This window comes from Actinokineospora cianjurensis, assembly GCF_003663795.1.
Taxonomy (GTDB): domain Bacteria; phylum Actinomycetota; class Actinomycetes; order Mycobacteriales; family Pseudonocardiaceae; genus Actinokineospora; species Actinokineospora terrae.
In genome coordinates this window covers 428,726-452,819 of record NZ_RCDD01000002.1, presented here as the reverse complement: position 1 = coordinate 452,819, position 24,094 = coordinate 428,726, and the positions used below count along the sequence as shown (strand labels likewise).

Annotated in this window: 21 protein-coding genes; 10 read left to right on the top strand and 11 right to left on the bottom strand. The window is 71.2% G+C overall.

Annotation, left to right across the window (positions count from 1 at the left end; translation table 11 throughout):
• Positions 1 to 23 precede the first annotated feature (23 nt).
• From CLV68_RS16660 to CLV68_RS16650, 3 genes are all read right to left on the bottom strand, one after another.
• Positions 24 to 773, bottom strand: a complete 750-nt coding sequence (locus CLV68_RS16660) for a discoidin domain-containing protein (RefSeq protein ID WP_147460024.1) — start codon at positions 771 to 773, stop codon at positions 24 to 26.
• Between the two features lie 120 nt (positions 774 to 893).
• The gene (locus CLV68_RS16655) at positions 894 to 2,603 is read right to left on the bottom strand and encodes a hypothetical protein (protein WP_121391768.1); all 1,710 of its coding nucleotides are present in this window, start codon (positions 2,601 to 2,603) and stop codon (positions 894 to 896) included.
• Complete coding sequence (locus CLV68_RS16650) at positions 2,600 to 3,778, bottom strand: vWA domain-containing protein (RefSeq protein ID WP_246009913.1); 1,179 nt, start codon at positions 3,776 to 3,778, stop codon at positions 2,600 to 2,602. The genes CLV68_RS16655 and CLV68_RS16650 overlap by 4 nt, the downstream gene beginning before the upstream one ends.
• 245 nt (positions 3,779 to 4,023) lie before the next feature.
• Here CLV68_RS16650 and CLV68_RS16645 point away from each other — a divergent pair, with 245 nt between their 5' ends.
• Positions 4,024 to 5,238 (top strand): MFS transporter, encoded by a 1,215-nt coding sequence (locus tag CLV68_RS16645; protein WP_170224407.1) that lies wholly within the window; start codon positions 4,024 to 4,026, stop codon positions 5,236 to 5,238.
• Between the two features lie 200 nt (positions 5,239 to 5,438).
• Here CLV68_RS16645 and CLV68_RS16635 read toward each other — a convergent pair whose 3' ends face one another.
• Both CLV68_RS16635 and CLV68_RS16630 read right to left on the bottom strand, forming a co-directional pair.
• Positions 5,439 to 6,209: a sigma-70 family RNA polymerase sigma factor gene (locus CLV68_RS16635; protein WP_246009994.1), complete on the bottom strand. Its 771-nt coding sequence runs from the start codon at positions 6,207 to 6,209 to the stop codon at positions 5,439 to 5,441.
• Positions 6,210 to 6,250: 41 nt separating this feature from the next.
• Positions 6,251 to 6,961 (bottom strand): RNA polymerase sigma factor, encoded by a 711-nt coding sequence (locus tag CLV68_RS16630; RefSeq protein WP_121391760.1) that lies wholly within the window; start codon positions 6,959 to 6,961, stop codon positions 6,251 to 6,253.
• 371 nt (positions 6,962 to 7,332) lie between these two features.
• On the opposite strand from CLV68_RS16630, the gene CLV68_RS16625 reads away from it, so the two are divergent.
• Positions 7,333 to 9,564 carry an FG-GAP-like repeat-containing protein gene (locus CLV68_RS16625; RefSeq protein WP_147460023.1) on the top strand — a complete coding sequence of 744 codons (2,232 nt, stop codon included), beginning with the start codon at positions 7,333 to 7,335 and terminating at the stop codon, positions 9,562 to 9,564.
• 63 nt (positions 9,565 to 9,627) lie between these two features.
• Here the strand turns inward: CLV68_RS16625 and CLV68_RS16620 are convergent, their stop codons facing one another.
• Positions 9,628 to 10,317: a hypothetical protein gene (locus tag CLV68_RS16620; protein ID WP_147460022.1), complete on the bottom strand. Its 690-nt coding sequence runs from the start codon at positions 10,315 to 10,317 to the stop codon at positions 9,628 to 9,630.
• On the bottom strand, positions 10,314 to 11,459 hold the full coding sequence (locus CLV68_RS33975) for a hypothetical protein (protein ID WP_170224405.1): 1,146 nt from the start codon (positions 11,457 to 11,459) through the stop codon (positions 10,314 to 10,316). Before CLV68_RS33975 ends, CLV68_RS16620 begins: the two co-directional genes overlap by 4 nt.
• Positions 11,460 to 11,613: 154 nt before the next feature.
• Here CLV68_RS33975 and CLV68_RS36000 point away from each other — a divergent pair, with 154 nt between their 5' ends.
• On the top strand, positions 11,614 to 13,128 hold the full coding sequence (locus CLV68_RS36000) for an exonuclease domain-containing protein (protein ID WP_170224404.1): 1,515 nt from the start codon (positions 11,614 to 11,616) through the stop codon (positions 13,126 to 13,128).
• A 230-nt stretch (positions 13,129 to 13,358) separates the two neighbouring features.
• Complete coding sequence (locus CLV68_RS16605; RefSeq protein WP_121391747.1) at positions 13,359 to 13,925, top strand: YbhB/YbcL family Raf kinase inhibitor-like protein; 567 nt, start codon at positions 13,359 to 13,361, stop codon at positions 13,923 to 13,925.
• A gap of 18 nt (positions 13,926 to 13,943) precedes the next feature.
• Here the strand turns inward: CLV68_RS16605 and CLV68_RS16600 are convergent, their stop codons facing one another.
• From CLV68_RS16600 to CLV68_RS16590, 3 genes are all read right to left on the bottom strand, one after another.
• Positions 13,944 to 14,909, bottom strand: coding sequence for a YdcF family protein (locus CLV68_RS16600; protein WP_121391745.1), 966 nt, complete (start codon positions 14,907 to 14,909; stop codon positions 13,944 to 13,946).
• Positions 14,910 to 14,983: 74 nt separating this feature from the next.
• Positions 14,984 to 15,283, bottom strand: coding sequence for a hypothetical protein (locus tag CLV68_RS16595; RefSeq protein ID WP_121391744.1), 300 nt, complete (start codon positions 15,281 to 15,283; stop codon positions 14,984 to 14,986).
• Complete coding sequence (locus CLV68_RS16590) at positions 15,276 to 15,629, bottom strand: DUF3253 domain-containing protein (protein WP_121391741.1); 354 nt, start codon at positions 15,627 to 15,629, stop codon at positions 15,276 to 15,278. The genes CLV68_RS16595 and CLV68_RS16590 overlap by 8 nt, the downstream gene beginning before the upstream one ends.
• A 180-nt stretch (positions 15,630 to 15,809) precedes the next feature.
• On the opposite strand from CLV68_RS16590, the gene CLV68_RS16585 reads away from it, so the two are divergent.
• The 3 genes from CLV68_RS16585 (at position 15,810) to CLV68_RS16575 (ending at position 20,695) form a co-directional block, all read left to right on the top strand.
• Positions 15,810 to 16,928, top strand: a complete 1,119-nt coding sequence (locus tag CLV68_RS16585; protein ID WP_121391739.1) for an FAD-dependent monooxygenase — start codon at positions 15,810 to 15,812, stop codon at positions 16,926 to 16,928.
• A 472-nt stretch (positions 16,929 to 17,400) separates the two neighbouring features.
• Positions 17,401 to 19,422 carry an ATP-binding protein gene (locus tag CLV68_RS16580; RefSeq protein ID WP_121391737.1) on the top strand — a complete coding sequence of 674 codons (2,022 nt, stop codon included), beginning with the start codon at positions 17,401 to 17,403 and terminating at the stop codon, positions 19,420 to 19,422.
• A 40-nt stretch (positions 19,423 to 19,462) separates the two neighbouring features.
• Positions 19,463 to 20,695 carry a cytochrome P450 gene (locus tag CLV68_RS16575; protein ID WP_121391735.1) on the top strand — a complete coding sequence of 411 codons (1,233 nt, stop codon included), beginning with the start codon at positions 19,463 to 19,465 and terminating at the stop codon, positions 20,693 to 20,695.
• 10 nt (positions 20,696 to 20,705) lie between these two features.
• Here CLV68_RS16575 and CLV68_RS16570 read toward each other — a convergent pair whose 3' ends face one another.
• On the bottom strand, positions 20,706 to 21,230 hold the full coding sequence (locus CLV68_RS16570) for a MarR family winged helix-turn-helix transcriptional regulator (protein WP_121391732.1): 525 nt from the start codon (positions 21,228 to 21,230) through the stop codon (positions 20,706 to 20,708).
• Between the two features lie 125 nt (positions 21,231 to 21,355).
• Between CLV68_RS16570 and CLV68_RS16565 the strand changes: the two genes are divergently transcribed.
• The 3 genes from CLV68_RS16565 to CLV68_RS16555 are packed head-to-tail and all read left to right on the top strand — an operon-like array spanning position 21,356 to position 23,935.
• On the top strand, positions 21,356 to 22,291 hold the full coding sequence (locus tag CLV68_RS16565; RefSeq protein ID WP_121391729.1) for an NADP-dependent oxidoreductase: 936 nt from the start codon (positions 21,356 to 21,358) through the stop codon (positions 22,289 to 22,291).
• A 50-nt stretch (positions 22,292 to 22,341) separates the two neighbouring features.
• Positions 22,342 to 23,019 (top strand): O-methyltransferase, encoded by a 678-nt coding sequence (locus CLV68_RS16560; protein WP_211346570.1) that lies wholly within the window; start codon positions 22,342 to 22,344, stop codon positions 23,017 to 23,019.
• A 4-nt stretch (positions 23,020 to 23,023) separates the two neighbouring features.
• A complete protein-coding gene (locus CLV68_RS16555) occupies positions 23,024 to 23,935 on the top strand; it encodes an AfsR/SARP family transcriptional regulator (protein WP_211346569.1) in 912 nt (303 codons plus the stop codon).
• The last annotated feature ends 159 nt before the right edge of the window (positions 23,936 to 24,094 follow it).

Genomic DNA, 24,094 nt, shown 5'->3' with positions numbered 1-24,094 from the left:
CCCCAGGATCGCTCACGCTGTCCTCAGTAGGCGAACGCCTGGATCTCGTTCACCCGGGCGATCCCCGGCGCGCTGGTCGAGCCCACCTTGACCAGCACCCGCACGGCCCTGGTGTTGCGCGCGCCGAACCACGACCTCACCACGGTGTTGGTGTTGTTGTTGTAGGTGGCGACGGTGTCCCACCACTTGCCGCTCTCGTTCAACACCTGGATGTCGAAGTCGCGCGTCTCCAGCAGGAGACTGTTGTAGACGACGACGTGGCCGACGCTGCGCAGGTCGGGCCAGGTCACCGACACCCACTCCGGGTTGTCGATCGACCGGTTCGCGCTGACCCAGGCGTACTGGCAGTTCGACGCGGTCCCGGTGTTGCCGTCGTTGACCTTCGCGGGCGTGTAGTAGTTGGTCAACGTCGACGACGCCCGGGCAACCCCGGACAGCGCGAAGTTCTCCCCCGGCAACGGCGGCCGGGGCGTGGTCGGCAACGGCGGCATGGTGCTGCTCGGCTGCGTCGTCGACGTCGGCGTCGGCGTCGCGAGGTAGGTGGTCCCCGACGGCGGGCTCGACGGCGGCCCCTGGTAGCACGGGTCCCACGTCGGCATGGTCGGCGGCGAACTCGGCGGCGTCGTGGTGACGGTGGTCGCGACAGCGGCACCGGAACCACCGCTGCCCGCCTGCGGCGCCGCCATCGCCGTCGGCACGAGTACACCGAGGACGGACACACCGGCCAAAGCCAACGCGGCGGGAAGAAGATGTCTGCGGTCGAGGAGACGCACGGGGTTCCTCTCAGGAAACAGGGTAAGACAAACGATGTCGGGACGACCCGCTGAAACTACCGAAGATCCCCACCCCTGGAAATGCCTCCCACCAGTACCCACCACCGTCCACAAACACGCCTATCGAACAATCCCCGCCACGGCAATGGCCAACGCCCCCACGACGACATCGACCCGCTTGCCATCGACCTCGACATACAGCGTGCCACCGTCGGGGGAGACATCGGTGGTGTCCGGAGTCGGAGCCGTGATCGCGGCCCGGGTCCCAGGTCCGACCAGTCGGGAATCCAGCACGGGGCTGTCGTACTGGACCGCCCACTGATCACCTACGAGTCGTTCGTGGCTCCCACGCTGGATGTAGGTCGGCTCGTTGAGTTGTGAGCATCGCCAGGTGCTGTTGATCCTGTTCAGAACCCCATCGCCGTCATACCACGCCGCGACCATGCCGCCGTAGATGTCCGAGTCGAAATCCGGGGAAACCGCGCCCGGAGTCCGAACCTCGCCGGAGCCTGTCGACACGATAGTTGTCGTATAACGCTCCTCGCAGGAACCGCCATGTGTTCCGCGCACGTAAGCCACTGCCTCGCCATCCGGGGCGATGGCGGCAACACCGACTCCCAGATTGCTGTCCGTGGTTCCCAGGGCCCGAACCTCCCCGTCCAGGTTGACCAGGAAGAGATCTTCTGGTCCGCCGTATGCCGCTGTCCCGGCCGCGTCGGGCAAGGTGACGAGCACCGTGCCCTCGGCGCCCGCCTGGAGCCTTGCCGGTTGGTCGGCGTAGTCGCTCGACGGTGGCACTGCGGGCAGCGCCACGGACGTGACCGGCTGCTGGGCTTGAGCTCCCGCGAGGTCGGCGATCATCAGCCGGTTCGCTTGGTCGACCCAGGCGATGCGACTGCCGCCCACCGGCACCGCCTTCACGCATCCGTCGCAGGGGATAGTGCGGCCTGCTCCCGACTCGACATCGATCGTCGTCACACCAGGTGCGTTGGCCGCGAAAGCGAACCGTCCGTCGAGGGTGAGATCGGGCGTCGGTGTCTGGTACTCCTCGCGCATCCGAACATCTGCCTGCGCGGTCACCCGACCGCCTTCGACCACGCCCAGTTTGTCGATCGTGGTGAACGCGAAGCGCGGCTCGGCGGGCGGCTTCGGTGGGGGAGCGGTGACCTTGATCCGGGCCGCCTCCGGGGACTGGGGTATCGCCAGTTCGTCCAGTGTGACCGCGAGTTGTGCGGGGTCGTCGGTGAAGGCCGTGCCGGGGGAGAGGGAGGTCAGAGTGGCTCGCTGGTCCTCGGGGACCCTGTGGCCGATCACGCGGAGGTCGATGGTGAGGCCCGCGGCTCTGATGTGGTCCTGGATGGTGCGGCTGACTTCCCCCTGGTCCGCCGTGCAGGCGTCGGTGCCGGTGGTGGTGATCACGATGATCCGGTTGCGTTCGCTGCCGCGGAAGGGGTAGACGCCGGTGAAGTCGTCGACCGCGGCGAGGATTCCACTGAGGAGGGTCGCACGGCCCGACGGGTGCAGTGACTGGAGGGCGGGTCTGGCCTCGACCGGGTCGTCGGTGAGTTCAGCGGTGTTGTCGGCCGAGCCGCAGTCGCCGCCGAAGCGCCGGACGGACACAGCGTCGCCGGAGCCGGTGTTGTGCAGGGTAGCGCCGACGGCGTCGGCGATGGCCGGGAAGTCGGCGCCCGGGGCGGACGTGTCGACCAGCACGGTGGTGCGGTAGTCGGGGATCGCCGACACGACGAGGAGGCCGATGGTGCCCGCGATCGCCGTCGCGGCCGCCGCAGCGATGACGAGCAGCTGCCTCTTCTTGGTCGGGGTGGTCATGTCCGCGCTCCAGGTCCGCTCGCGCGCAGCCGCGCCAAAGTGGCGTTGACCGCGCTGACGCTGTCGTTGTACTCCTTGGCCGCACGCTGGTACTTGGTGAGCTGCTGGTCCAGCGGTACCCCGGATCTGGCCGTTTCCCACAGTTCCCGCGCGACCTCGACCACGCGCCGGTGGCGCTCACGCAGGTCGACCGCCTGGGCGTGCAACGCGGTGGCCTCCGGTGTTCTCGCCCTGCTGCCCAGGTTCTCGAACTCGGCGTCCGCGGTCACCGGTTCGACCTCGGCCAGCAGCCTGCGCGCCGTGTCCAGCCTGCCGTCGAGCATCGACCGCACCGCCCGGTCGAGCTGGTCCACCGTCGGGTTGAACACGTCGACCACCTGCTTCGCCGACCGCAGCACCGGTTCGACGTTGGTGATCCAGTCCAACGCGGCCTTGAGCTCGTCCGGGTCCCGCGCCAGCACCGGCGGTGGCGCCTCGGCCCCGGTCGCGAGCGCCGCCAGCCCGTCCTCGTGCCCGGCGGGCAGTTGGTAGCCGACGAACCGGAAGTCCAGCGCCAACCCGCTCGCCGCGACCCGGTCCCGGATCTCCTCCCGGACGTACCCGGTGTCGTCGTCGCAGGCGTCGACACCGTTGCGCGTCACCACGATGATCCTGTTGACCTGCTTGGCCTGCTGGCTGAACGGCGTCGAGAAGTCCTGTGTGGCCTCGATGATGCCGCGCAACAACGTCGCACCACCCCCGGTCGCCGCCCCGCGCGCGGCGTCGCCGATCTCGGAGCGGTTGTCGGTCCCGAAGTCCACCAGTTGCGTCGTGTTGTCGTCGGATCCGCACTCCCCGCCGAAGGCCCGCAGCGCGATCGCGTCGTCCTCGCCGGAGTTGCCCAGCGCCTTGCGCAGCGACTCGACGCTCGCGGTGACCTCGTCCACCGAGTCGGCGCCGGACAGGTCGATGAGGAACTCTGTCTTGTAGGTCGGCGCGAACTGCGGCACCACCCAGGTCAGCACCGCGTAGGTGACCCCGCCCAGCAGCGCCACCACCAGAACCGCGACCACCGAGTTCCGCACCGCGGGCGGCATGGCCACGGTGTACCGGTGCACACGACTGATTACCCGACCGCGGAACGACCCCGTCTGGATGACGGTCTCGGCTTGGGAGTTCGTCAGGCTGTTCCGCACCCCGGGACGATCCGGCTCGTCCATGCCCACCAGATCGCCCGCACTTCCGCGGTGTTGCGACCACCCGCTTGATCCGACCGAATTCCGCGACGGTGTCAAGTAAATTTCCGCTGGACACGCTCGGATTATCGAGCGGCGGTGGTTGGCGGAGCCGGATAGGGTGGGCCTTCCGATTCCCCGGGGGTGGGCATGGCTGGATGGTCCTTTGTGGATGTTCTGGTTGTCGGTCACCGCGGGCAGGTCTGGTGACCACTTACCGCGCCCTCTTCGCGATCCGTGAGTTCCGGGTGCTGTTCTTCGTCCGGTTGTTCACGATGGTCGGTGTGGTCGTGAGCAGTCTGGCCCTGGGCACCGTGATGTACGGCGAGACCGGGTCGCCGCTGCTGACGGCGATCTCCCTGTTCGGCGGGCCGCTCGTCCAACTCGGCACGGCGCGGTACCTGCTGGCGTCGTCCGATCTGCTGCGGCCCCGGTCGGCGATGGTCGCCATGGCAGCCATCGCGACGGCGACCGCCGCACTGCAAGCGTTGCCCGGTTTGGCCTGGTGGGTGCGCTTCGTCATCCTCGCGGCGGGGTACGTGGCGATGGGGGCGACGTCGGGGACGGTGCTCGCGCTGCTGTCGGACATCGTGCCGGAGAAGGCTTTTGTGCTCGCCCGCGCGACGATGAACATCACCGTGGGCGGCATGCAGGTCCTCGGCTACGCGGTCGGCGCCGTGCTCCTCGCCGCTTTCTCACCGACCTGGCTGTTCGGCATCGCGGCTGTCGTGGGTGTGGTGGCGGGCGCCCTCGCGCGGACCGGTCTTGTGGACCGTCCGGCGCGCGCCCAGGGCAAGGTCGTCGAGCGCAGCCGCCGGGTCAACCGCGCGTTGCTCGGCTCACCGGTCGTCCGGCCGATCTACCTGATGATGTGGATCCCGAATGGTCTCATCGTCGGCTGCGAAGCCCTCTTCATCCCTTACGCCGCCGACCAAGCCGGATACCTGTTCGCCGCGGGCGCCGCGGGCATGCTCACCGGCGACATCGTCATCGGCCGCTTCGTCCCGGAATCCTTGCGGGACCGCCTCATCGTGCCGTTGCGCGTCCTGCTCGCCGTGCCATTCCTCGCTTTCCCCCTGTCACCACCGCTTCCGGTCGCAGGCATCCTGATCACCCTCTCCGCCTTCGGCTACGCCGCCGCCCTCCCCCTGCAAGAACGCCTGATCCACCACACCCCCATCGACGTCCGCGGCCAAGCCTTCGGCCTCTCCACCACCGGCCTCACGACCGGCCAAGCCCTCGGCGCCCTGACCGCGGGCACCATCGCCCAACTCCTCCCCACCACCCACGCCGAGGAATGGACCATGACCACCCTGGCCACCCTCTCCCTGACCACCACCGCCCTCCTCCGCCCCACCCTCCACCGCTCCCACCTATTCCCGACGAACACCCCACCCCACCTCACCCCCGACGACGCCTGACCGCGGAGATAGCCCCCACCCCCGCCACCCCCAGAACCCAACCCGGCGCGGCGGCGACAATCACGATCAGCAGCCCCGCCACCGAGCCGGCGAGGATCAACAACCGCAGAAACGGCGTCCAATCACGAGCCGTGAGCGTCGCCACCACCGCGAACACCACCCGCCACTGCGGCGGGTCGACCCGGTTCGCGGTTGGTCGCCTAGTGAGAGGACCGGGCATCGCTTTCCTCCTCTGTTCCGAGGAACGTCCGTAGCCGTGCCAGCGCCCGATGCTGAGCGACGCGGACAGCGCCGGGTGTCGACCCGATCGCCTGGGCCGTCTCCTCGACGGAGAGCCCGATGACAATCCGCAGGATGACGATCTCGCGGTGCTTGTCGGGAAGCATTCGCAGAAGTTCGCCCATCCTGGTGGGCAGATCGGTTCGCATTGCGTCGTCCTCGGCATTGGAGTCGTGGCTGCGCAGAACGCCAGTCACGAGTTTCGCGGCCCGATCGTCCAGGTTGTGACGCGAGCCTCGGGTACGTGCAGCCTGCGCACTCCGGGTCCCGAAGGACGAGCGAGCCATCAACTCGCTGACACCAGACTCGCCGAGTCGCCTTGTCGATCCGTCCGACTCGTGCCCGAGGAGCCGCAGTTCGTCGGCGAGCACGGCTTGATGGTCTGGATCCGGTGCGAAGTGGACCGCATTGATGTCGATTGTGCCGGGCGTATCCCTGTTGGCGGCCCGGTATGCGTCAGCGACCTTGTGGGCCGCGATCCCGTAGATGAGAGCGAGGAACGGTCGTTCCTGGTCTCGGTATCCGGGAAGGGCGGTGAGCACTGCGAGGCAGACCTCCTGTGCGATGTCATCCGCACTGGCGAAGGTGCGGTTCTGGCTGCCAATCCGAGCTCGGCAATAGGGCACGACGAACTGGCGGGTGATCGCCAGGACCCGTTCGATCGCTCGAGGATCCCCCAAGACTGCTGCCATGACGGAGCTGACCAGACCGTCCGTGTCATGGGTTTGGTCGGTCATGGTGTCCTCCTCCGCCGGTCTCGGAACGGTTCGACCTTCTGCCTGGCGCGGGTGACGCGGCCTTCGACGGCGCGCGGGGTCAGGTTCAGGTGGGCGGCGATCTCGGTGTGCGAGAAGCCCTCGCTGATCAGCAGGAAGATCGTGGTCTCGACCTCGGTGAGGACTTCCAGCAGGCGGTCGAGCAGGTCGCTGGAGTCGGCGGGGGTCGCGGTGTCGCCGAGAACCTCGTCCAGACCCGCGATGTCGACCGTCGCGTCACGGCGGTGCCGTTCGCTCCACCGGGTGTACTGAGCCTTGAACACCAGCTTGCAGGCACCGTCGAAGTAGGTCGCCAGCGATGCCCCACCGTGCGGGGACCAGCCGGACTCGACCAGGCCCTTCTTGACGAACAGGCCGAATCCGGCCAACACGACGTCGCTCGCCAGCTCGTCGAGGTCGCCTGGTGTGCCTGCTGGTCCGGAGTACGACCTGCCCGGCAGCAGTGCCCTGGCCGCCAAGCGCATTCGGGTGCGGCCCAAGCCGTAGGCGAGGAGGTGGTGGACGAAACACTCCCAGTCGGGGCCTTGGTACTTCTGTTCGCGGAAGTAAGCGCAGAGCGCGGTGTCGGCGCGTCTCCTGGCCTCGACGTCTTCTGTTGGGCGCGAACGGTTCCACTGGTGGAGGTGATCACGCACGACGGGGTCGGCGTGGTGTTCACCACCGAACATCCCGCACCTCCCCGGTCGACGCCTACACCCCCTTCTATGCACTCGTTCCGACTCGGATCCCACGGAAAGGTCGGTCAGTCACCCGGTTGGACCAGTTGGCGCGACCGGTGGCTAGGTGCTGCACGTAGACCGAGGGAGTGGAAGTGGCAGGGTCGCGGCGGCCGAGGATGACGACGCGGAGGCTGAGGTGTTCGTGGCTGCTTGGGCCGACTGGGCGGCCTGGGCCGGGTGGACCGACTCGGTTGTTGGGGGCTGAGTAGCGCTGGTGGGGCGGGGTTCCCGGTGTTGATAATCGGGGAGTTGTCCGCCCGCGGGGTGGCGGACGTCGATGCCTTCTGTGTCGATCGGTGAATTCTGGGAAGGAATCCCCTGTGAGACTGCGAAGAATCATGCCCGTGGCCGTTGTCGCGGTGGTGCTCGGCGGTGGGGCACCCGTCGTGGCGGTCGCGGAGCGGCCGGTGGTGTCCGATCCTGTGGTGGCGGCCATGGGGCGGGATCTGGGGTTCGCCCCGGAGCAGGTGGCGCCGCGGTTGGCCAAGGAGGCTGCTGGGGGCAGGTTGGAGCACCGCGTGCGGGTGGAGACGGGTGCGGCGTTCGCCGGTGCCTGGCTCGACGCGGGTGCGGAGTTGGTGGTGGCGGTGACCGATGAGGCGGCGGCGCGGACAGCGCGGGCGGCTGGGGCGAAGGCCACGGTCGTGCGGTGGAGCGAGCAGCGCCTGGCCGAGGTCAAGCGCGGGCTCGACGCGAGGCGGGCGGCGCCTGACGCGGTCACCGGGTGGTACGTGGACGGCCCGAGCAACAGCGTCGTGGTGACCGCGACGGACCCCGACGCCGCCGACGTGCGGGCCTTCGCGGGGACGGCGCCGCAGATCCGGATCACCCGGGCGACTGGGAAACCCCAGCCGCTGCACGACGTGCGCGGCGGGGACGCCTACTACGGCGCCGCCGGGCGCTGCTCCATCGGATTCGCGGTGCAAGGCGGGTTCGTGACCGCGGGGCACTGCGGCGCGGCCGGGACGGCGACCTCCGGGTCCAACCAGGTCGCACAGGGCACCGTGGAACGCTCCGACTTCCCCGGCGACGACATGGGCTGGGTGCGCACCAACGCGAACTGGACGCCCCGACCGCTGGTGAACAACTGGGCGGGCGGCACGGTCGCGGTCCGCGGATCGGCGGAAGCCCCGGTGGGCGCGTCGGTGTGCCGCTCCGGTTCCACCACCTTCTGGCGGTGCGGCACCATCCTGGCCAAGGACCAGACGGTCAAGTACACCGAGGAAGGCGTTGACAGGTACGTCTACGGACTCACCAAGTCCAACGCGTGCGCGGAGAAGGGTGACTCGGGCGGCTCCTGGCTGGCGGGCGACCAGGCCCAGGGCGTCACCTCCGGCGGCGTCGTCGGGTGCACGATCGCCAACCCGCAGATGTACTTCCAGCCGGTCAACGAGATCCTCCAGCGCTACGGCCTGACTCTCGCCGTCGACACCCCGCCCCAGCCGCCCGCCACGCCCGAGAGCAGCGTGACCGGGGACTTCACCGGTGACGGCAAGGCGGATGTGCTGTCCCTCTACGACTACGGCAACTCGACGACCGGCCTGATCGTCATCCCCGGCACCTCGGGGAGCGGTGACTCCGCCTCGGTCCCCTACCGCACCTGGCTCAGCGGCGCGGGCGGGTTCACCTGGGCCAACGCGAAGATCACCGCGGGCGACTTCACCGGCGACGGCAAGACCGATGTCCTCGCCCTCTACGATTACGGCAACTCGACGACCGGCCTGTTCGTCTTCCCCGGGACTTCCGCGCGGGGCGACGGTGCGTCCGTGCCCTACCGCGTGTGGCTCAGCGGTACGGGCGGGTTCACCTGGGCCAACACCAAGATCTCGGCGGGCGACTTCACCGGCGACGGCAAGGCGGATCTGACCGCGTTGTACGACTACGGCAGTTCCACCACCGGTCTGTTCGTCTTCCCCGGCACCAGTGGCACCGGCGACGGCGCGAGTGTCCCGCGCCGCACCTGGCTCAGCGCGGCGGGCGGCTTTGCCTGGGGCAACTCGAAGATCGCGACCGGCGACTTCACCGGTGACGGCAAGGCGGACGTGGCCGCGTTGTACGACTACGGCTCCTCGACATCCGGGCTCTTCATCGCGCCCGGCACGGCGGCGACCGGTGACTCGGCCTCGGTCCCCTACCGCACCTGGCTCAGCGGGGCGGGCGGCTTCACCTGGGGCAACACCAAGGTCTCGGCGGGCGACTTCACCGGTGACGGGAAGGCGGACGTCGCGCTCTTCTACGACTACGGCGCGTCGACCTCGGGCTTGTGGATCGCCCAGGGGACGGGTGCCGCCGGGGACTCGGCCAGTGTGCCGCGCCGCGTGTGGCTCAGCGGACCCGGTGGGTTCACCTGGTCGAACGCGAAGGTCACCGCGGGCGACTTCACCGGCGACCGCAAGGCCGATGTCCTGGCCCTGTACGACTACGGGACCGCCACGACCGGGCTCTGGACCTTCCCCGGCACGGCCGCTTCCGGCGACTCGGCGAGCGCGCCGTACCGCGTGTGGCTCAGCGGCGTGGGCGGCTGGGACTGGAAACGGGGGGCGATAGCGTAGTGCGCCAAGGGGGCTGGGGCCTTCCCGGGTCCCAGCCCCCGCAGGTCTGAAGTGGACAGTCGGTCAGCAACCGGTGGTGGTGTTGGCGATGTCCGCCGGGACGCGCCACACGACGCCGTGGTCCAAGAGGACGGTGACGGAATCGGCCGAGCCCAGCAGGAGCAGGCAGTCGGCACCGGGTGGGCGGGCCGGACCGTCGATGCCGGTGAGGCGCACCCGGGTGGCGTGGATGGGGCTCAGGGGTATGCCCAGGAGGGTCACGGTGGTCGGGTTGCCCTCGGCGGCGGTGTCGGCTGCTGACGAGGCGGCGGTGAGGGCGAGGGTCGTGGCGGTCACGGCGAGCATGGCCAGCACCAGGAGCCAGACGCGGTGGCCGAGAGTCTCCTCCAGACCGCCCAGCACCGACAGCACGCCGATGGCCAGCAGGACAAGGGCGAGCAGGCCGAGGCCGCGCCAGGTGAACAGCGTCCCGTCCTTGGCGAAGTCGATGGTCAGGTAGACGCCGACACCGCCACCGATGGCCGCCGCCAACCGGCCGAGCAGGATCAGCAGCGCGCCGATGGCCGCGGTGGCGGTCATGACCAGCAGGGTCGGCGCGAGCAGCGAGTCGTAGCGCAGCCCCACCTCGGACGGCAGGACGTCGAAGCGGCTGTAGAAGGTCTCCACCACGACCCGGCCGAGGGCGTAGCCGACCGGGCCGGACAGCGCGGTCACCCAGGTCAACAGCTTCCACCGGGACAGTTCCCCGGTCACCGGCACTCTCCCGCCGCGCTGACCACGTTCTGCGTCGGCACCCGCACCACCCGGCCCGCGCGCAGGAACACGGTGATGCCGTAGGCGTTGCCGAGCCGGTGCGCGCACCCACCGGGCGGCAGGTCCGGGGGCAGGCGCTGGCCCTCGACCGGCCACACCCGCACCGTCGGCGCCCACAGCGCGGCGATCTGGATGGTGCCCAGCTTCGGTGTCGCTGGTTCGGCCGCGGCCAACCGCAGCCGCATCTCGTCGGCGAACCCGTACGCCAGCACCAGGAGCCCGACCAGCACCAACCCGGTCACCGACAGGATCCAGCCCCGCGACCGCGGCCGCGCCTCGGGCACGAACTCCGAGGTGCCGATCGCGACGGCGCAGAACAGCACGCCGTAGATGATCACGGCCGACAGCTCGCCCAGCCCGCCGAGGGCCACCCCGAGCGCGGTGAACAGCGGGACCCGCAGCACCGGGTGCCGGACCTTGCGCCACAGGGTGTCCAGCACGAGGATGCCGACCGCGACGAGGACCCCGCCGACGCCCGCCGCCAGCAGCAGGTCGGCCGCGGTCAGGCCGACCTCCTCGGGGGACACCCCGAACGAGCCGTAGAACCACTGGGCGGCCAACCAGGACATCCCGTACAGGGTGCCCGCGATGATCACCAGCACGACCTCGCCCTCGCGCAGCACCTGCCGCGCGTCTGCCAGCGGGAGCTCCGACACCTGCCCGGAGCGGTCGAACGAGCTGGTCACCGCGTACCGGACCGCCCGCCCGGACCGTCGAACCAGGTCGCTGGTCCGCAGCGACGACACCAGCCGCGCCTTGGCCCGCGCGGCCGCCAGGAGCCGCGGGCCGAACCGCTGCCACAACTCCACGCCACCCGCGACCGCCGCCATGCTCACCGCGCCGAACAACCGCTCCCGCGCAGGGTCGTCGAAGGTGATCAGGTACCCGAAAGCCCCACCGAGGACCAGCGCGGGCCACACCCTCGGCCACGCCGACAGCGCGCCGACCGCGAACACCAGCGCGAGGTCGAACCAGTCGTCGAGCCGCCACGCGTCGGGCAGGAAGAAGGTCCCCGCGACCGCCACGGCCCCGAGCACCGCCGCGACCCGCACCCGGGTGTCGCGCAACCAGTCCCAACGCATCCCGCTCCGCTCCCGGTGTGGACGTCAGGAAGATCGGCACAACCGCGCCCGCGTTACCCGCCGCGGGGCTGCGAGATCACTCGTTGGGTCGCACATGCCGGTGCGCGGTGGAACTCGGTGTAACGAGATCACTGCGCCGAGCGACGGTGCGGCCGTGGGGTTCCTCGACATCTTCCGCCGCAAGAGCACTCCGGCATCGCCAGCGCAGGTGGGGCAATCGTCCGCCGTCGTCGCCGCGCCGGGGTTCGCCGTCATCGACGTGGAGACGACCGGGCTGTCGCCGCGGCGGCACCGGGTCCTGGAGTTGGCGATCGTGCGCACCGATCCCCGCGGGAGGGTGCTCGACGAGTGGGTCTCGCGGTTCAACCCGGCGGGACCGGTTGGGGCCACGCACATCCACGGCATCACCGCCGCCGACGTCGCCGGTGAGCCGGGTTTCGCGGACCTGCTGCCCGCGATCACCGAGCGGCTGGCCGGGTGGGCGATCGCCGGGCACAACGTCCGGTTCGACCTCGGGTTCCTGCGCGCCGAGTACGACCGGGCCGGGTGGGCGCTGCCGTTGCTGCCCGCGGCCTGCACGCTCGAGCACAGCTGGGACCACCTCCCGCGCCTGGACCGGCGGCGCCTGGCCGACTGCTGCGCCGCCGCGGGTGTCCGGCACACCGGCGCGCACTCGGCGCTCGGCGACGCCAGGGCGACCGCGCGGTTGCTGGCCGGGTTCCTCGACGCCCGGACCAGCCCACGACCGAGTGCTGATCTGCTTGCGTTGCCACAGAAGGGATCCACGGTGTCCTGGCCGTCCGCGCCCAGCGGACCCGTCGCCAGTGCGCCACCCGCGTCGCGGCCCGTGCCGCGGATCAAGCCACCGGCGCAGTCGCTGATCGACCTGCTGCGGCGGGCCTCCCTGGCGGACGCGCTGGACGACGGCGCCCCGGACGGGTCCTTGCCGTACCTCGAACTGCTCGCCGAGGTGCTCGAGGACGGCGTGGTCACCGACGACGAGCGGGCGGCGTTGACCGAGCTCGCGCGGCTCTACGGACTCGACGACGCGGGAGTCGCCGCCGCGCACCGCGGGTTCCTGCTCAGTCTCGCCCACCTCGCCGTGGACGACGGGTGGGTCAGTCGCCTGGAGAAGGCGGAACTCACGGCCACCGCGGCACTGCTGGGCGTGCGGGAGAAGGAACTGACGGCCGTGCTGGACGCCGCGGAGGCCGCGCGCCTGGCTCGGTTGTCCGCCGGTCTCGCGCCGTTGCCGTCCGATTGGTCGCGGGGTGAGCCGCTGCGGGTCGGTGACAAGGTCGCGTTCACGGGGTGCGACGCCGGGCAGCGGGAACTGCTGGAGCAGCGGGCGGAGCGGCTCGGGGTCCGGGTGCTGGGCTCGGTGTCCCGGCGGACGGCGCTGCTGGTGACCGACGGCGGGTTCTCCGGCGGGAAGGCGGAGAAAGCGGAGCTGTACGGCACTCGCCGCGTGCACCCCGACGAGTTCGCGGTGCTGCTGGACCACTTGCAGCCCGCGTCCCCGCCGGTCACCCGGGTCTCGATCCGCGCCGACGTCTCCCCGGCGGCGGTTCGGGCATGGGGGCAGGCGAACGGGTTCAGGGTCAGCGACCGGGGGCGAATCCCGCTCGAGGTCGCCGACGCGTACCAGCGCGCGCACGCTGGATCTTGACTGTGCGCACGCCGATCTTGACAGTGCGCACGCTGGCTCCTGGCAGTGCACACGCTGGATCTTGACCGGGTCCCGACTGCGCGCACGATGGATCCCGACTGTGCGCATGGCTGGTCCTGACTGGGAAATTCCGGATTCGCCGCCCCGGGGTCGGGGCGCTTACCCTGGGTTCCCCCGGCGCTTGTCCACGTCTGTCCACCGGACGGACCAAGGATCCACGGGAGTCTCCAGTGAGAAGCACACGGATCGTGCTGTGCGCGTTCCTCGTCACCTGGGCCGCCTGCCTGACGCCCGCCACCGCGTCCGCAGCGGCGTTCACCCTGTCCAGCACCGCTTTCGCCAGCGGCGGCATGATCCCGAAGGTCCACGAGTGCACCAGCGGCGGCGGCAACGACCCCGCCAAGAAGAACGAGTCCCCGCCCCTGGTCTGGTCGGGAGCCCCGGCCGCGGCCAAGAGCTATGCGCTCATCATGCGTGACCTCGACAACGCGAACCTCATCCACTGGGTCATCTACGACATCCCGGTGAGCGCCACTTCCCTGCCCCAGAACGTCGCACACGCCTACCGCCCGGCCGTTCCCGCGGGTGCCAGGCAGATCTACTACCGGGGAAGCGCGAGCCTCTACGGCTACCAGGGCCCCTGCTCCCCGTCGACCGTCAACACCTACGACTTCGTCATCCACGCCCTCAACACAGCGTCGCTGACCAGCCTGAACACCAACTCCTCCACCCAAACCGCTGCCCGGGCGATCACCGCGGCATCACTCGGCTCTGCCAAGATCACCGGCGAGTCCTGACTCACCGGAACGGCGATGTCAGCGCAACGCGGTGAGGACCGGCGGTAGGGCGGCCAAGAGGACCGCGATCGTCGTGTTGGTGCGCCAGTACTGGGCCAGCAGGGCGACGAACTCGCGGAGGAAGGCGCTGGGGACGAAGTAGGTGGCGGTCGGGGCGCCGACGACGTGGAGGGTGAGGTGGAGGCGGCGGGCGAGGACGGCGGTGCGGAACACGTGGTAGTTGTTGGTGACGGCCACGACCGTGCCGGTGTCGCCGCCCGCGAGCAGGGCCATGCTGTTGCGCAGGTTCTCCTCGGTGCTGGTCGCCTTGTCCTCCACCAGGATCCGCTCGTCCGGCACCCCCTGCCCGCGCAGGTACTCGGCCATCGCCTCGGCCTCGGAGACCTGCTCGTCGGTGCCCTGACCGCCGGAGACGACCAGTACCGCGTCGCCGTCGAGCCGCTCCACCGCCCGGTCGAGCCGGTTCGCGAGCAGGGGTGGCACCGTGGAACCGTTGAGCCCCGCGCCGAGCACGATGATCGCGTCCGCCCGCTTGCTCCGCCCGATCCGGCTGTAGAGCACCGAGTACGCGAGTAGCGCCACGAACAGGAACGCCAGGTAGGCCGCCACCAACACCACCGACGCGACCGCGGCGACCAGCCAACGCGGCCCGCCGAACCCGACCACGGCGGCGGCCGCCCCGGCCAGCCCGAGCATCGCGACCCCGGCGAGCAGCGACAGCAGGTTCCCCAGCGTGTGCCCTTCCCGCCGCCACATCACCACCCCGTTGGCGATCAGCGCCCCCGGCAGCACCAGCGCCACCAGCCCGCCGAAGGCCACCAAGCCCACGACGACCACGTGGTCGGAAAGCCCCACCACCAGCCACAACCCGCCGAGGACCGCCGCGATCCCCAGCCACACCGCGTTGCCGATCCGCCGCGGCTCCCGCCACACGCGATACCCGAACACCGCGAACGCCACCAGGGCGAGCACCGCGAAAGTCATGACCCTCCGTCACACCCAGCCGTACCGACCACGCTATCAGTCCGCAGTGGACGCTACCGATCACCGTGCGGGACTCAGGCCAACGCGTCCAGGCCCTGCTGCCAGCGCTCGCGGCGTTCGGTGGGGTTCTGTTCCCACCAGGGGGTTCCGCGCTCGCCCAAGGCCACTTTCGCCGCGTGTACCCGCGCTCGGGCGGCTCGTTGCGCATCGGCGTCCTCGGCGCGCAGGGCCGCGCCGACATCACGGCGGGCGGCCATGAGCAGGGATCGCAGTCGGGCGGCCTGCTCCGGCGGGATCCCGGGATCGGTGGCACGCCAGCGCCTGCCCTTGATGATGACGAAGTGGCCGTCCGGGGTGAGTTCGGGGTCAGCCATCGTCTGCCGCGGACAGGTGGATCCTGATCGGGCCCCGCCAGTCGGCTTCGGGGTCGAGGGCGGCGCCGCGCTGGGTGACGCGGACGGCGCCGGTGCGGGCGAGGTCCCGGGTCAGTTGCCTGGCCAAGGGCACCAGCGGGCGCCAGTCGTCGGCCACCGCCCTGGCGGCGTCGGACGGGCAGGTGCTGCTCGAGGCGCCCCGGCCGGTGGCGAGGGCGAGGATCGCGGCCCGCACCCGGTCGGCCGACGCGCCGCCGGACAGCGCGATCCGCGCCCGGTCCGCACCAGGGCCGTCGCCATCGCGGATCCGCTCCAGTTCGCGCCGCGGCCCGACCACCTCGGTCATCCACCCAGCATCGCACCCGAGCACCGACCGCGCCCGGCAGCGCGTGCCGAGTGGCGCAGGACCCTCCCGCTTCGGTTGTGCGGCGGCCATTCGGCGCCCTGGGCCGGGGTTGCCCGCCGGCTATGCTGGTGTGGATCTTGGTTCGCGGACGGTCGGTTCACGGGTTCGAGGGGGAGCGCGATGGCGTCGGTGCGGGTGTTGGTCGTGGGGGCCGGGATCGCCGGGATGGCGGCGGGGATCTCGTTGCGGCGGGTGGGGGCCGAGGTCGACCTGGTGGACATCGCACCGGAGTGGAAGGCGGCAGGCGCGGGGTTGACGATCACCGGGCCCACGCTGCGGGCGTTGCGGCAATTGGGGGTCTACCCGGAGATCGCCGAGCGCGGGTACGTGGGGGAGGGGATCCGGGTCTGCACCATCGACGGGGAGCCGGTGCGCGACATCCCGACGTCGATGCCTGCCGGGGCCGGGGTGTGCGGATCAGGGGGGATTGCCCGGCCCGTGTTGTACGACATCCTCTCCGCGCTCGTCCTCGAAGGCGGGCCGGGCCCCCGGCTCGAGGTGTCGGTCGACCGGGTGCACGACGACGGAAGCGGCGTCGACGTGGTCTTCAGCGACGGCGGCGAGGGCCGCTACGACATGGTCATCGGCGCGGACGGCGTCCACTCCCGGACCCGTGACCAGCTCTTCCCGGACGCGCCGGGGCCGGAGTACACCGGGCAGAGCGTGTGGCGGATCTTCGTGCCCCGCCCGCCCGGGGTCGACCGCAGGCACTACTTCCTCGGCGGTACCGCGAAAGTCGGCTGGACGCCGATCTCCGCGACCGAGATGTACCTGTTCGTCGTGGAGCGAACCCCCCGGGTGGTCCGGGAGCCGGGCGAGCAGCCCGGCGCGCTCCGCGAACTCCTCGCGCCGTACGGGGGCTACGTCCGCGAGGTCCGGGCGTCGATCGACGACAACACCGAGATCACCTTCCGCCCGCTGGAGTCCTTCTACCTCCCGAGCCCCTGGCACCGCGGCCGGGTCCTGCTGATCGGCGACGCCGCCCACCCCACGACCCCGCAACTGGCCTCGGGCGCGGGGATCGCGGTCGAGGACGGCTTGGTCCTGGCCGAGGAACTGGCCCGGTACGGCACCGTTACCGAGACCTTCGCGGCGTTCACCGAGCGGCGCGCGGAGCGGTGCAGGCTCGTCGTGGAGAGCTCGATCGAGATCGGCAGGCTCGAACAGGCCCAGGCGCCGCCCGCCGCGCAGACCGCCGTCGTGGAGCGGGCGCTGGCCAGGCTCGTCGAACCCCTCTGAGCCGCCCCGCGTTTACCACACCGCCCGGCCGAAACCTCAGGGAAAGAAGCCGAACCGCCGGAAAAATCGACGCCCCTGGTCCGGCCGCCGTAGTGACCAACGGCAGATCGGTGGACCGCAGAAATGCGGTTAGGAGATCTTTAGCGGTTCTTGAGTTGACTTTCCTAGCCTCGACGCCGACTGGTATTCCAGCGACCGGGGGTGGTGGCGGCACGCTGCGGACCTCGCCCCGAACGTGCGGTGGAGGGTGTCGATGCGCTGGTCACCCGGCCACCGCGGGCAGCGCTGTCCGGTATGTCGCTTCCCATTTCCGGCAGTTCCCGCCCGGTCGCCGGAGTACGCGTGAGAATGCGGCACACTGTGTGCCGCGAATATGGCAGGTGGTGTTGTCGCAGATTCGACCGGATTCCGCGGGCCGTGCCCGTGGCCCGGTCCACCAGGGCACTCCAGGAATTGACCAGGAAAGGCACCCATGACCACCGCACCCGTCGTCGGGACCGCGCACCGCACACCGCAGGACGCCCGCGGGCCAGGGCAGGCCGCCCCGGATCGGGTCCTGGTCGAGTTCCGCGCGCTGGGCCCGGTGGCGGCGACGGTCTGCGCGCGGCCGGTCGACCTCGGCGCCCCCAAGCAGCGCGCGTTGCTCGCCCTGCTGGTGAGCCAGGTCGGTCAGCCGGTGCCGGTGGACGTCGTGGTGGAGACCCTGTGGGCGGGCCACCCGCCGCCGTCGGCCATCACCTCGCTGCAGTCGTACGTGGCCAACCTGCGCCGGTTGCTGGAACCCGAGCGCGCGCCGAGGGCGCCCGCGACCGTGCTGCGCACCTCGCCCTGGGGCTACCTGCTCGACGGCGGTGTCGTCGACGTCGACGTCCGCCGGTTCGGCGAGCACTCCGCCGCGGGCTGGCGCGCGTGGGACCAGGGTGACGCGGAGCGGGCGCTGGCCGAGTTCGACGCGGGTCTGCTGCTGTGGCGCGGCCAGGCATACCCCGAGGTCGCCGACGCGCCGTGCGTGGTGCCGGAAGTGGCGCGATTAGAGGAGTTGCGGCTCTCCGTCTTCGAGATCCGCTGTGCCGCGCTGCTTGCGGTGGGCGCGCACGAGGTGGTCATCGCCGAGTTGGGCGCGTTCCTCAAGGCCAACCCGTGGCGCGAGCACGGCTACGAACTGCTGAGCCTGGCGCTGTACCGGGCCGGGCGGCAGACCGAGGCGCTGGAGGTGCTGCGCACGATCCAGTCGCGTCTCAGGGAAGAGATGGGCATCGACCCGGGACCCGCGCTCCAGCAACGCAAGCAGGAGATCCTCAACCAGGCCCCCGCGTTGGACTGGCACCCCACCACGCGGGTGACCGCGTCCCTTGTCCCGCAGCCGAAACCGGACGCCGACGAAGCGGTCTTCGTCGGCCGCGAGCCCGCGCTGGCCGTGCTCACCGGGGCGCTGGCCGCGGCGACGGCCGGCCGGGGTCAGGTGGTCGCGGTGACCGGCGAGCCCGGTGGCGGCAAGAGCGCGCTGCTGACCCGGTTCGCGGCGCTGGCGGAGGTCCCGGTGCTGTGCGGCACGTGCCCCGAACACGTTGCCGCGTCGCCGTTGTGGCCCTGGGAGCAGGTGCTGCGCGCGGCGGGAACCTGCTTCACCGACAGCCCACCGCCGGGCCCCGTTGCCGAACTGCTCGACGGCGTGGCCCCAGCGCCCACCGACGACGAGGACGCGAGCGGTGTCGCGCTGCGCCGGTTCGAGGCGATCGTCCACTACCTGACCGACGTGTCCCGCAACGCGCCCGTCGTGGTGCTGCTCGACCAGTTCCACCGCGCGGACCCGTGCTCTCTACGGCTGTTGGCGCACCTCGCCGAGTCGGTGCGGTCGCTGCGGGTGCTCCTGGTGGTGGCCTACCGGTCGGACGAGGCATCGGTCCTGGCCGAGACGATGGCCGCCCTCTCCCGCGGCGACCTGACCCGGATCGACCTCGGCGGGCTCGACATCCCGGAGACCAGGGCGCTGGCCAGTGCCGTGCTGTGCCGCGAGGTCTGCGAGAGCACGGCCGAGGAACTGCGCGCCAGGACCGGCGGCAACCCGTTCTTCCTCGTGGAACTCCTCAAACCGCCCACGGGGCACCAGGTCGACGACCCCAGCGCGGTTCCGCTGCCGCCACCCGCCCGCGAGGTGGCACTGCGTCGCGTCGCACGCCTGCCCGGCCCCGCGGTCGAACTGCTGTCGGTGGCCGCCGTCGCGGGCCGGTACTTCAACGTCGAGGTCGTCGCCGAGGTCGTCCCGGTCGGGATCGACGCGGCGCTGGTGAGCCTGGACGCCGCCATCGCCGCGGGTCTGGTGGTCGAGGACCAGCACCGGCTCGGCTGGTTCCGCTTCGCCCACGCCGTGGTCGCCGAGGCGCTGCACGAGAACACCGGGCGGCTGCGCAGGGCCCGGCTGCGCAGGCGGCTCGGCGCGGTGGCGGGCAGTCCGCGGCGCCGCGCCAGGGGCTCGACCGCGCGCGGCCGCTGACCAGGACCCGTTGGTGGACAAGCCCTCGAAGGAGACAACCATGGTGTCGACGGAGAACTCCGCGCCCGCAGGCGTCCCGTTCCTCAACGTCATCGATCCCGAGTTCGACTTCGGGTCGACCGCGGCCTTATCGGCCCAGGCGGGCAGTTGGTACGCCGACAGCCCGCTCGGGCTCCTCGTGCTGCGCTACGCCGAGGCCCAGGAGCTGTTGCGGGACAGGCGGCTCGACCACAACGGCCGCGGTTACATGGAGCAGAGCGGCGTCGTGCAGGGCCCGATCTTCGACTGGTTCGTCCCTATGATCAACAACCGCGACGGCGAGGACCACCGGCGGCTGCGCGGTCTGGTCACCAAGGCGTTCACCCCGCGGGTGATCGACGCGCTGCGCCCGTTCATCCGCGCCCAGGCCGCGCTCATGGCCGACCGGATCGCCGACGCCGGGGTGTCCGAGTTCGTCGAGAGCTTCGCGGACCCGTTGCCGCTGGCCGTGATGTGCGAGCTGCTCGGCGTGCCGAACGAGGACCTCGACTCGTTCCGCCGGTGGACCAACGACATCGGCCTGGTCTTCAGCATGGTCCACGGCGGCGACATCATCGCCCGCGTGGAGACCGCCGTTGTCGGCCTGAACGGCTACGTGGCCTCGCTCATGGCGGAGAAGGCGAAGCGGCCCGGCGACGACCTCATCTCCACCCTGGTCGCCGCGCGCCGGTCCGAGGGCTCCGATGGCACGGTCTCCGAGGAGGAGCTGCGCAACCTCATCGTCACGCTGGTGTTCGCCGCCCACGACACCACCTGCCACCAGCTCTCCAGCGCCATGGTCACCTTCTCCGAGCACCCCGAGCAGTGGGACCTGCTGGCGCGCCGACCGGACCTGGCGCCCAAGGCCGTCGAGGAGCTGATGCGCTGGGTGCCGTCGACGCCGATCATCTACCGCTGCGCCGCCGAGGACTTCGAGTACGGCGGCCTGGCCGTCACCAAGGGCACGTTCCTGACGATGTGCGTGCAGACCGCGCAGCGCGACCCCAGGGTCGTCGACGGCGGGGACACCTTCGACATCACCCGCGCCGGGTCGCCCGCGCCCCTGCTGTTCGGCGCCGGACCCCACTACTGCCTGGGCGCGGCGCTGGCCAGGGTCGAGCTGGCCGAGGCGGTCACCGCGCTCACCGAGCGGCTGTCGCCGCCGACCATCGCGGGCCCGGTCAGCTGGCGGCCACCGACCGGCATCCACGGCCCGAACGAGCTCCCGCTGCGGTTCACCTCCCGTGCGCGCTGACGCGCCGGGGTCAGGCGCTCGGCTTGCGCTTGCGGGGCACGGCGGAGCGCGGCGGCTGGGCCCGCATGTGGTCGCGGACCCTGGTCATGATGGCGCCGAGGTGGTCGAGGTCGTCGTCGGACAGCGAGTCGAACAGCAGCCCGCGGGTCACCTCGACGTGCCCGGGCAGCACCCGGCCGACCAGGTCCAGTCCGGCGCCGGTGATCGCCACCAGGGTGGAGCGCTCGTCGTCGGGGCTCGGCCGCCGGGTGATCAGCCCCGCCTTCTCCAGCAGCCCGGCCTGGTAGGTCAGGCCGCTGCGGCTGTAGACGACCCCGTCGGCGAGCTGGGTCATGGTCAGGTCGCCGCCCGCGGACGCGAGCCGGGCCAGCAGCTGGAACTGCACGTAGCTGAGGTCGCCCTCGGCGCGCAGCTGCTGCTCGACCTGGTGCTGGAGCAGGCTGACGGCCTCCATCAGCGCGAAGTAGACCCCCAGCTGCCGGGGACCGAGCGCGGGGACGCCGCCCGCGTCGGCGTCGGCAGGGGTACCGACCATGTGCCGAGCGTACCCGGCACCGCCCGCAATCCCGGGTTCCTCCGCGGCGGATGAGCCCGATGTGCTTCGAAGTCACAGTAGGCTAGGTTGGTGCTTCGACTTCGAAGCATTCCGGAGGGAAGACCATGAAGGCAGTGCGGTACCACTCCTACGGCGAGACCGACGTGCTGGTGCACGAGGACGCCGACAAGCCCCAGCCGGGGCCGGGTGAGGTCCTGGTCAAGGTGGCGGGCACCGCGTTCAACCCGGTCGACGGCTCGATCCGCGCGGGCTTCTTCCCGCAGGTGTTCCCGCTGGTCCTGCCGCACACCCCGTCCTACGACCTCGCGGGCACCGTCGCCGAGGTCGGCGCGGGCGTCACCGGCTGGACCGAGGGCGACGCGGTCGTGGCGTTCCTGCCGATCGCGGGCCGCGGCGCCGCCGCCGAGTACGCCATCGCCCCCGCCGAGACGCTGGCCGCCGCGCCCCGCGTCGGCGACCTGGCCGACGCGGCCGCCCTGCCGTCGGTCGGCCTGACCGCGTGGCAGGCGCTGTTCGAGCACGTCGGCCTCAAGCCCGACCAGACCATCCTGATCAACGGCGCGGGCGGTGCCGTGGGCGCCTACGCGACGCAGCTCGCGGTGCGCGCCGGTGCCGTCGTGACCGCTACCGGCAGCTCCCGCAGCGTCGAGCGCCTGCGCTCTTACGGTGCCCAGCGGGTCATCGACCACACCGAGACCCCGCTGCACGACGCGGTCGCGGGGGAGCGGTTCGACGTCGTGCTGAACCTGGTCTGGTACCCCACCCCGGACGGCATCGCGCGGCTGCTCGACCTCGTCGTCGACGGCGGCGCCTTCGCCAACACCGTCCCCCCGGCCCCGGAGAGCGCCGACCGCGGCGTCCGGGTGCTGCCGGTCTTCGCCCGCAGCGACGCCGAGCAGCTCGCCGAGCTGGTCAGCCGCGTCGACGCCGGTGACCTGACCATCCACGTCGCGCAGCGCAGGCCGCTGGCCGAGCTGCGCGCCGTCCACGAGCAGGCCGCCGCCGGGACGCTGCCCGGCAAGACGGTCCTGGTCCCCTGACCCGACCCCTCACCCGAGGGGCCGTGACGTGAGCTGAGGAGTGGTTGCCCGTGCTGACGACCTTGCATTCCGACCCGGTGGTCGCCACCTTGACCAGGCTGCTGTCCGCCGAGGACAAGCAGGACGTGGTGCAGGCGTTCGCCGCCGCGGGCGTCGACGTGCACGGCGAGTACCCGGACGTGGGCGCGGCCGAGCTGGCCGAGCGCACCAAGGACGTCATCATGTCGGTGTCGCGGGAGGGCGGGGAACTGCTCTACCTGCTCACCAGGGCCATCCAGGCGCGGACCGTGGTGGAGTTCGGCACCTCGTTCGGGATCTCCACCCTCTACCTGGCCTCCGCCGTGCGCGACAACGGCGGCGGCCGGGTCATCACCACCGAACTGCAGGCGGACAAGGCCCGCGGCGCCCAGGAGAGCTTCGCCGCCGCGGGCCTGTCCGACACCATCGAACTGCGCCTCGGCGACGCCCGCGAGACGCTCAAGGACCTGCCGGAGACGGTCGACCTGCTGCTGCTCGACGGGTGGCTGCACCTGCGGCAGTCGATCCTGGAGCTGGTGTGGCCCCGGCTGCGGCCGGGCGCGCTGGTGGTCGTCGACGACATCGACCTGCACACCGACCTCGACTTCGCCCAGTCGTTCCTGGCGCACCTCAAGGACCCGGCCAACGGCTTGCTCACCCTGCGGCTCCCGGTGCACCAGGGCGTCCAGGTGTGCCTCAAGCTCGCCTGAGCTGGTGCCATCGGGTGACATACCCCTGGCCGGGGCGCCTGTCGACCGGGCGCCCTCGGCCGGGGTGCTGGACGTGCGGGTCCTCGGTCCGCTGTCGGTGCACCACGGCGGCGCCGAGGTCACGCCGACCGCGCAGAAGCCGTGCACGGTGCTGGCGCTGCTGCTGCTCAACCACACCCGGGTGGTGCCGGTCCCGGCCCTGATCGACGAGCTGTGGCAGGACGTCCCGCCCAAGAGCGCCAGGGCCGCGCTGCAGATCTACGTCTCGCACCTGCGCAAGGCCCTGACCAGGACGACCGGCCTCAGCCTCGCCGAGGTGAGCGCCGAGGTCCTGCAGACCGTCCACAACGGGTACCGCCTCGTCGTCGCCCCCGGCCGGTTCGACCTGGAGACCTACCACCGACTCCACCGCGCGGGCCACACCGCGATGACCACCGGCGACCACCGCGCCGCCGCCCAGCACTTCCGCGCGGCCCTCGACCTCTGGCGCGGCCCCGCCGTCGCCGACGTCCAACCGGGCACCAGGATCCGCGCCGAGGTCGCCGCCCTCGAACAGTCCCGCCTCACCACCCGCGACTACCGGGTGGAACTCGACCTCCGCCTCGGCGCCCACCGGGAACTCCTCAGCGAACTCGCCGTCCTCACCCTCCGCGACCGCCTCCACGAGAATCTCCACGCCCAGTACGTCATCGCGCTCTACCGCTCCGGCCACCGAATCCGGGCACTGGAGGCATTCCACCGGTTGCGGCACAACATGCTGGCCGAGTTCGGCCTGGAGCCGTCGCCGCGGTTGAAGGAGTTGCACCAGGCGGTGTTGACGTTGGATCCGGTGTTGGACCGGGTGGAGGTGGTGCCGTTGCCGAGGTTGCCGGTGGTGGATCTGCCGGAGTTCCCGGTGCTGGCGGGCTCGTTCTAGGGCGGGGTGTGGCCGGGAGGTGCGGCCACACCCCGCCTTTCGCGCACTACATGCGGCAGCACCGGCCGTCGAGCCGCGCTGGGTCTGCTTGCACCGTCATCGGCGAGAGGTGGTCGGGCGGGATCCGCCCCGGCCGTGCCCCACCCCGGACGGCCGCTG

Bases quoted from the DNA above. Each gene is read 5' to 3' on its own strand.
- CLV68_RS16655 (WP_121391768.1), bottom strand. From the start codon at position 2,603: ATGACCACCCCGACCAAGAAGAGGCAGCTGCTCGTCATCGCTGCGGCG.
- CLV68_RS16635 (WP_246009994.1), bottom strand. From the start codon at position 6,209: ATGGCAGCAGTCTTGGGGGATCCTCGAGCGATCGAACGGGTCCTGGCG.
- CLV68_RS16630 (WP_121391760.1), bottom strand. From the start codon at position 6,961: ATGTTCGGTGGTGAACACCACGCCGACCCCGTCGTGCGTGATCACCTC.
- CLV68_RS33975 (WP_170224405.1), bottom strand. From the start codon at position 11,459: ATGCGTTGGGACTGGTTGCGCGACACCCGGGTGCGGGTCGCGGCGGTG.
- CLV68_RS16600 (WP_121391745.1), bottom strand. From the start codon at position 14,909: ATGACTTTCGCGGTGCTCGCCCTGGTGGCGTTCGCGGTGTTCGGGTAT.
- CLV68_RS16595 (WP_121391744.1), bottom strand. From the start codon at position 15,283: ATGGCTGACCCCGAACTCACCCCGGACGGCCACTTCGTCATCATCAAG.
- CLV68_RS16590 (WP_121391741.1), bottom strand. From the start codon at position 15,629: ATGACCGAGGTGGTCGGGCCGCGGCGCGAACTGGAGCGGATCCGCGAT.
- CLV68_RS16585 (WP_121391739.1), top strand. From the start codon at position 15,810: ATGGCGTCGGTGCGGGTGTTGGTCGTGGGGGCCGGGATCGCCGGGATG.
- CLV68_RS16580 (WP_121391737.1), top strand. From the start codon at position 17,401: ATGACCACCGCACCCGTCGTCGGGACCGCGCACCGCACACCGCAGGAC.
- CLV68_RS16575 (WP_121391735.1), top strand. From the start codon at position 19,463: ATGGTGTCGACGGAGAACTCCGCGCCCGCAGGCGTCCCGTTCCTCAAC.
- CLV68_RS16570 (WP_121391732.1), bottom strand. From the start codon at position 21,230: ATGGTCGGTACCCCTGCCGACGCCGACGCGGGCGGCGTCCCCGCGCTC.
- CLV68_RS16565 (WP_121391729.1), top strand. From the start codon at position 21,356: ATGAAGGCAGTGCGGTACCACTCCTACGGCGAGACCGACGTGCTGGTG.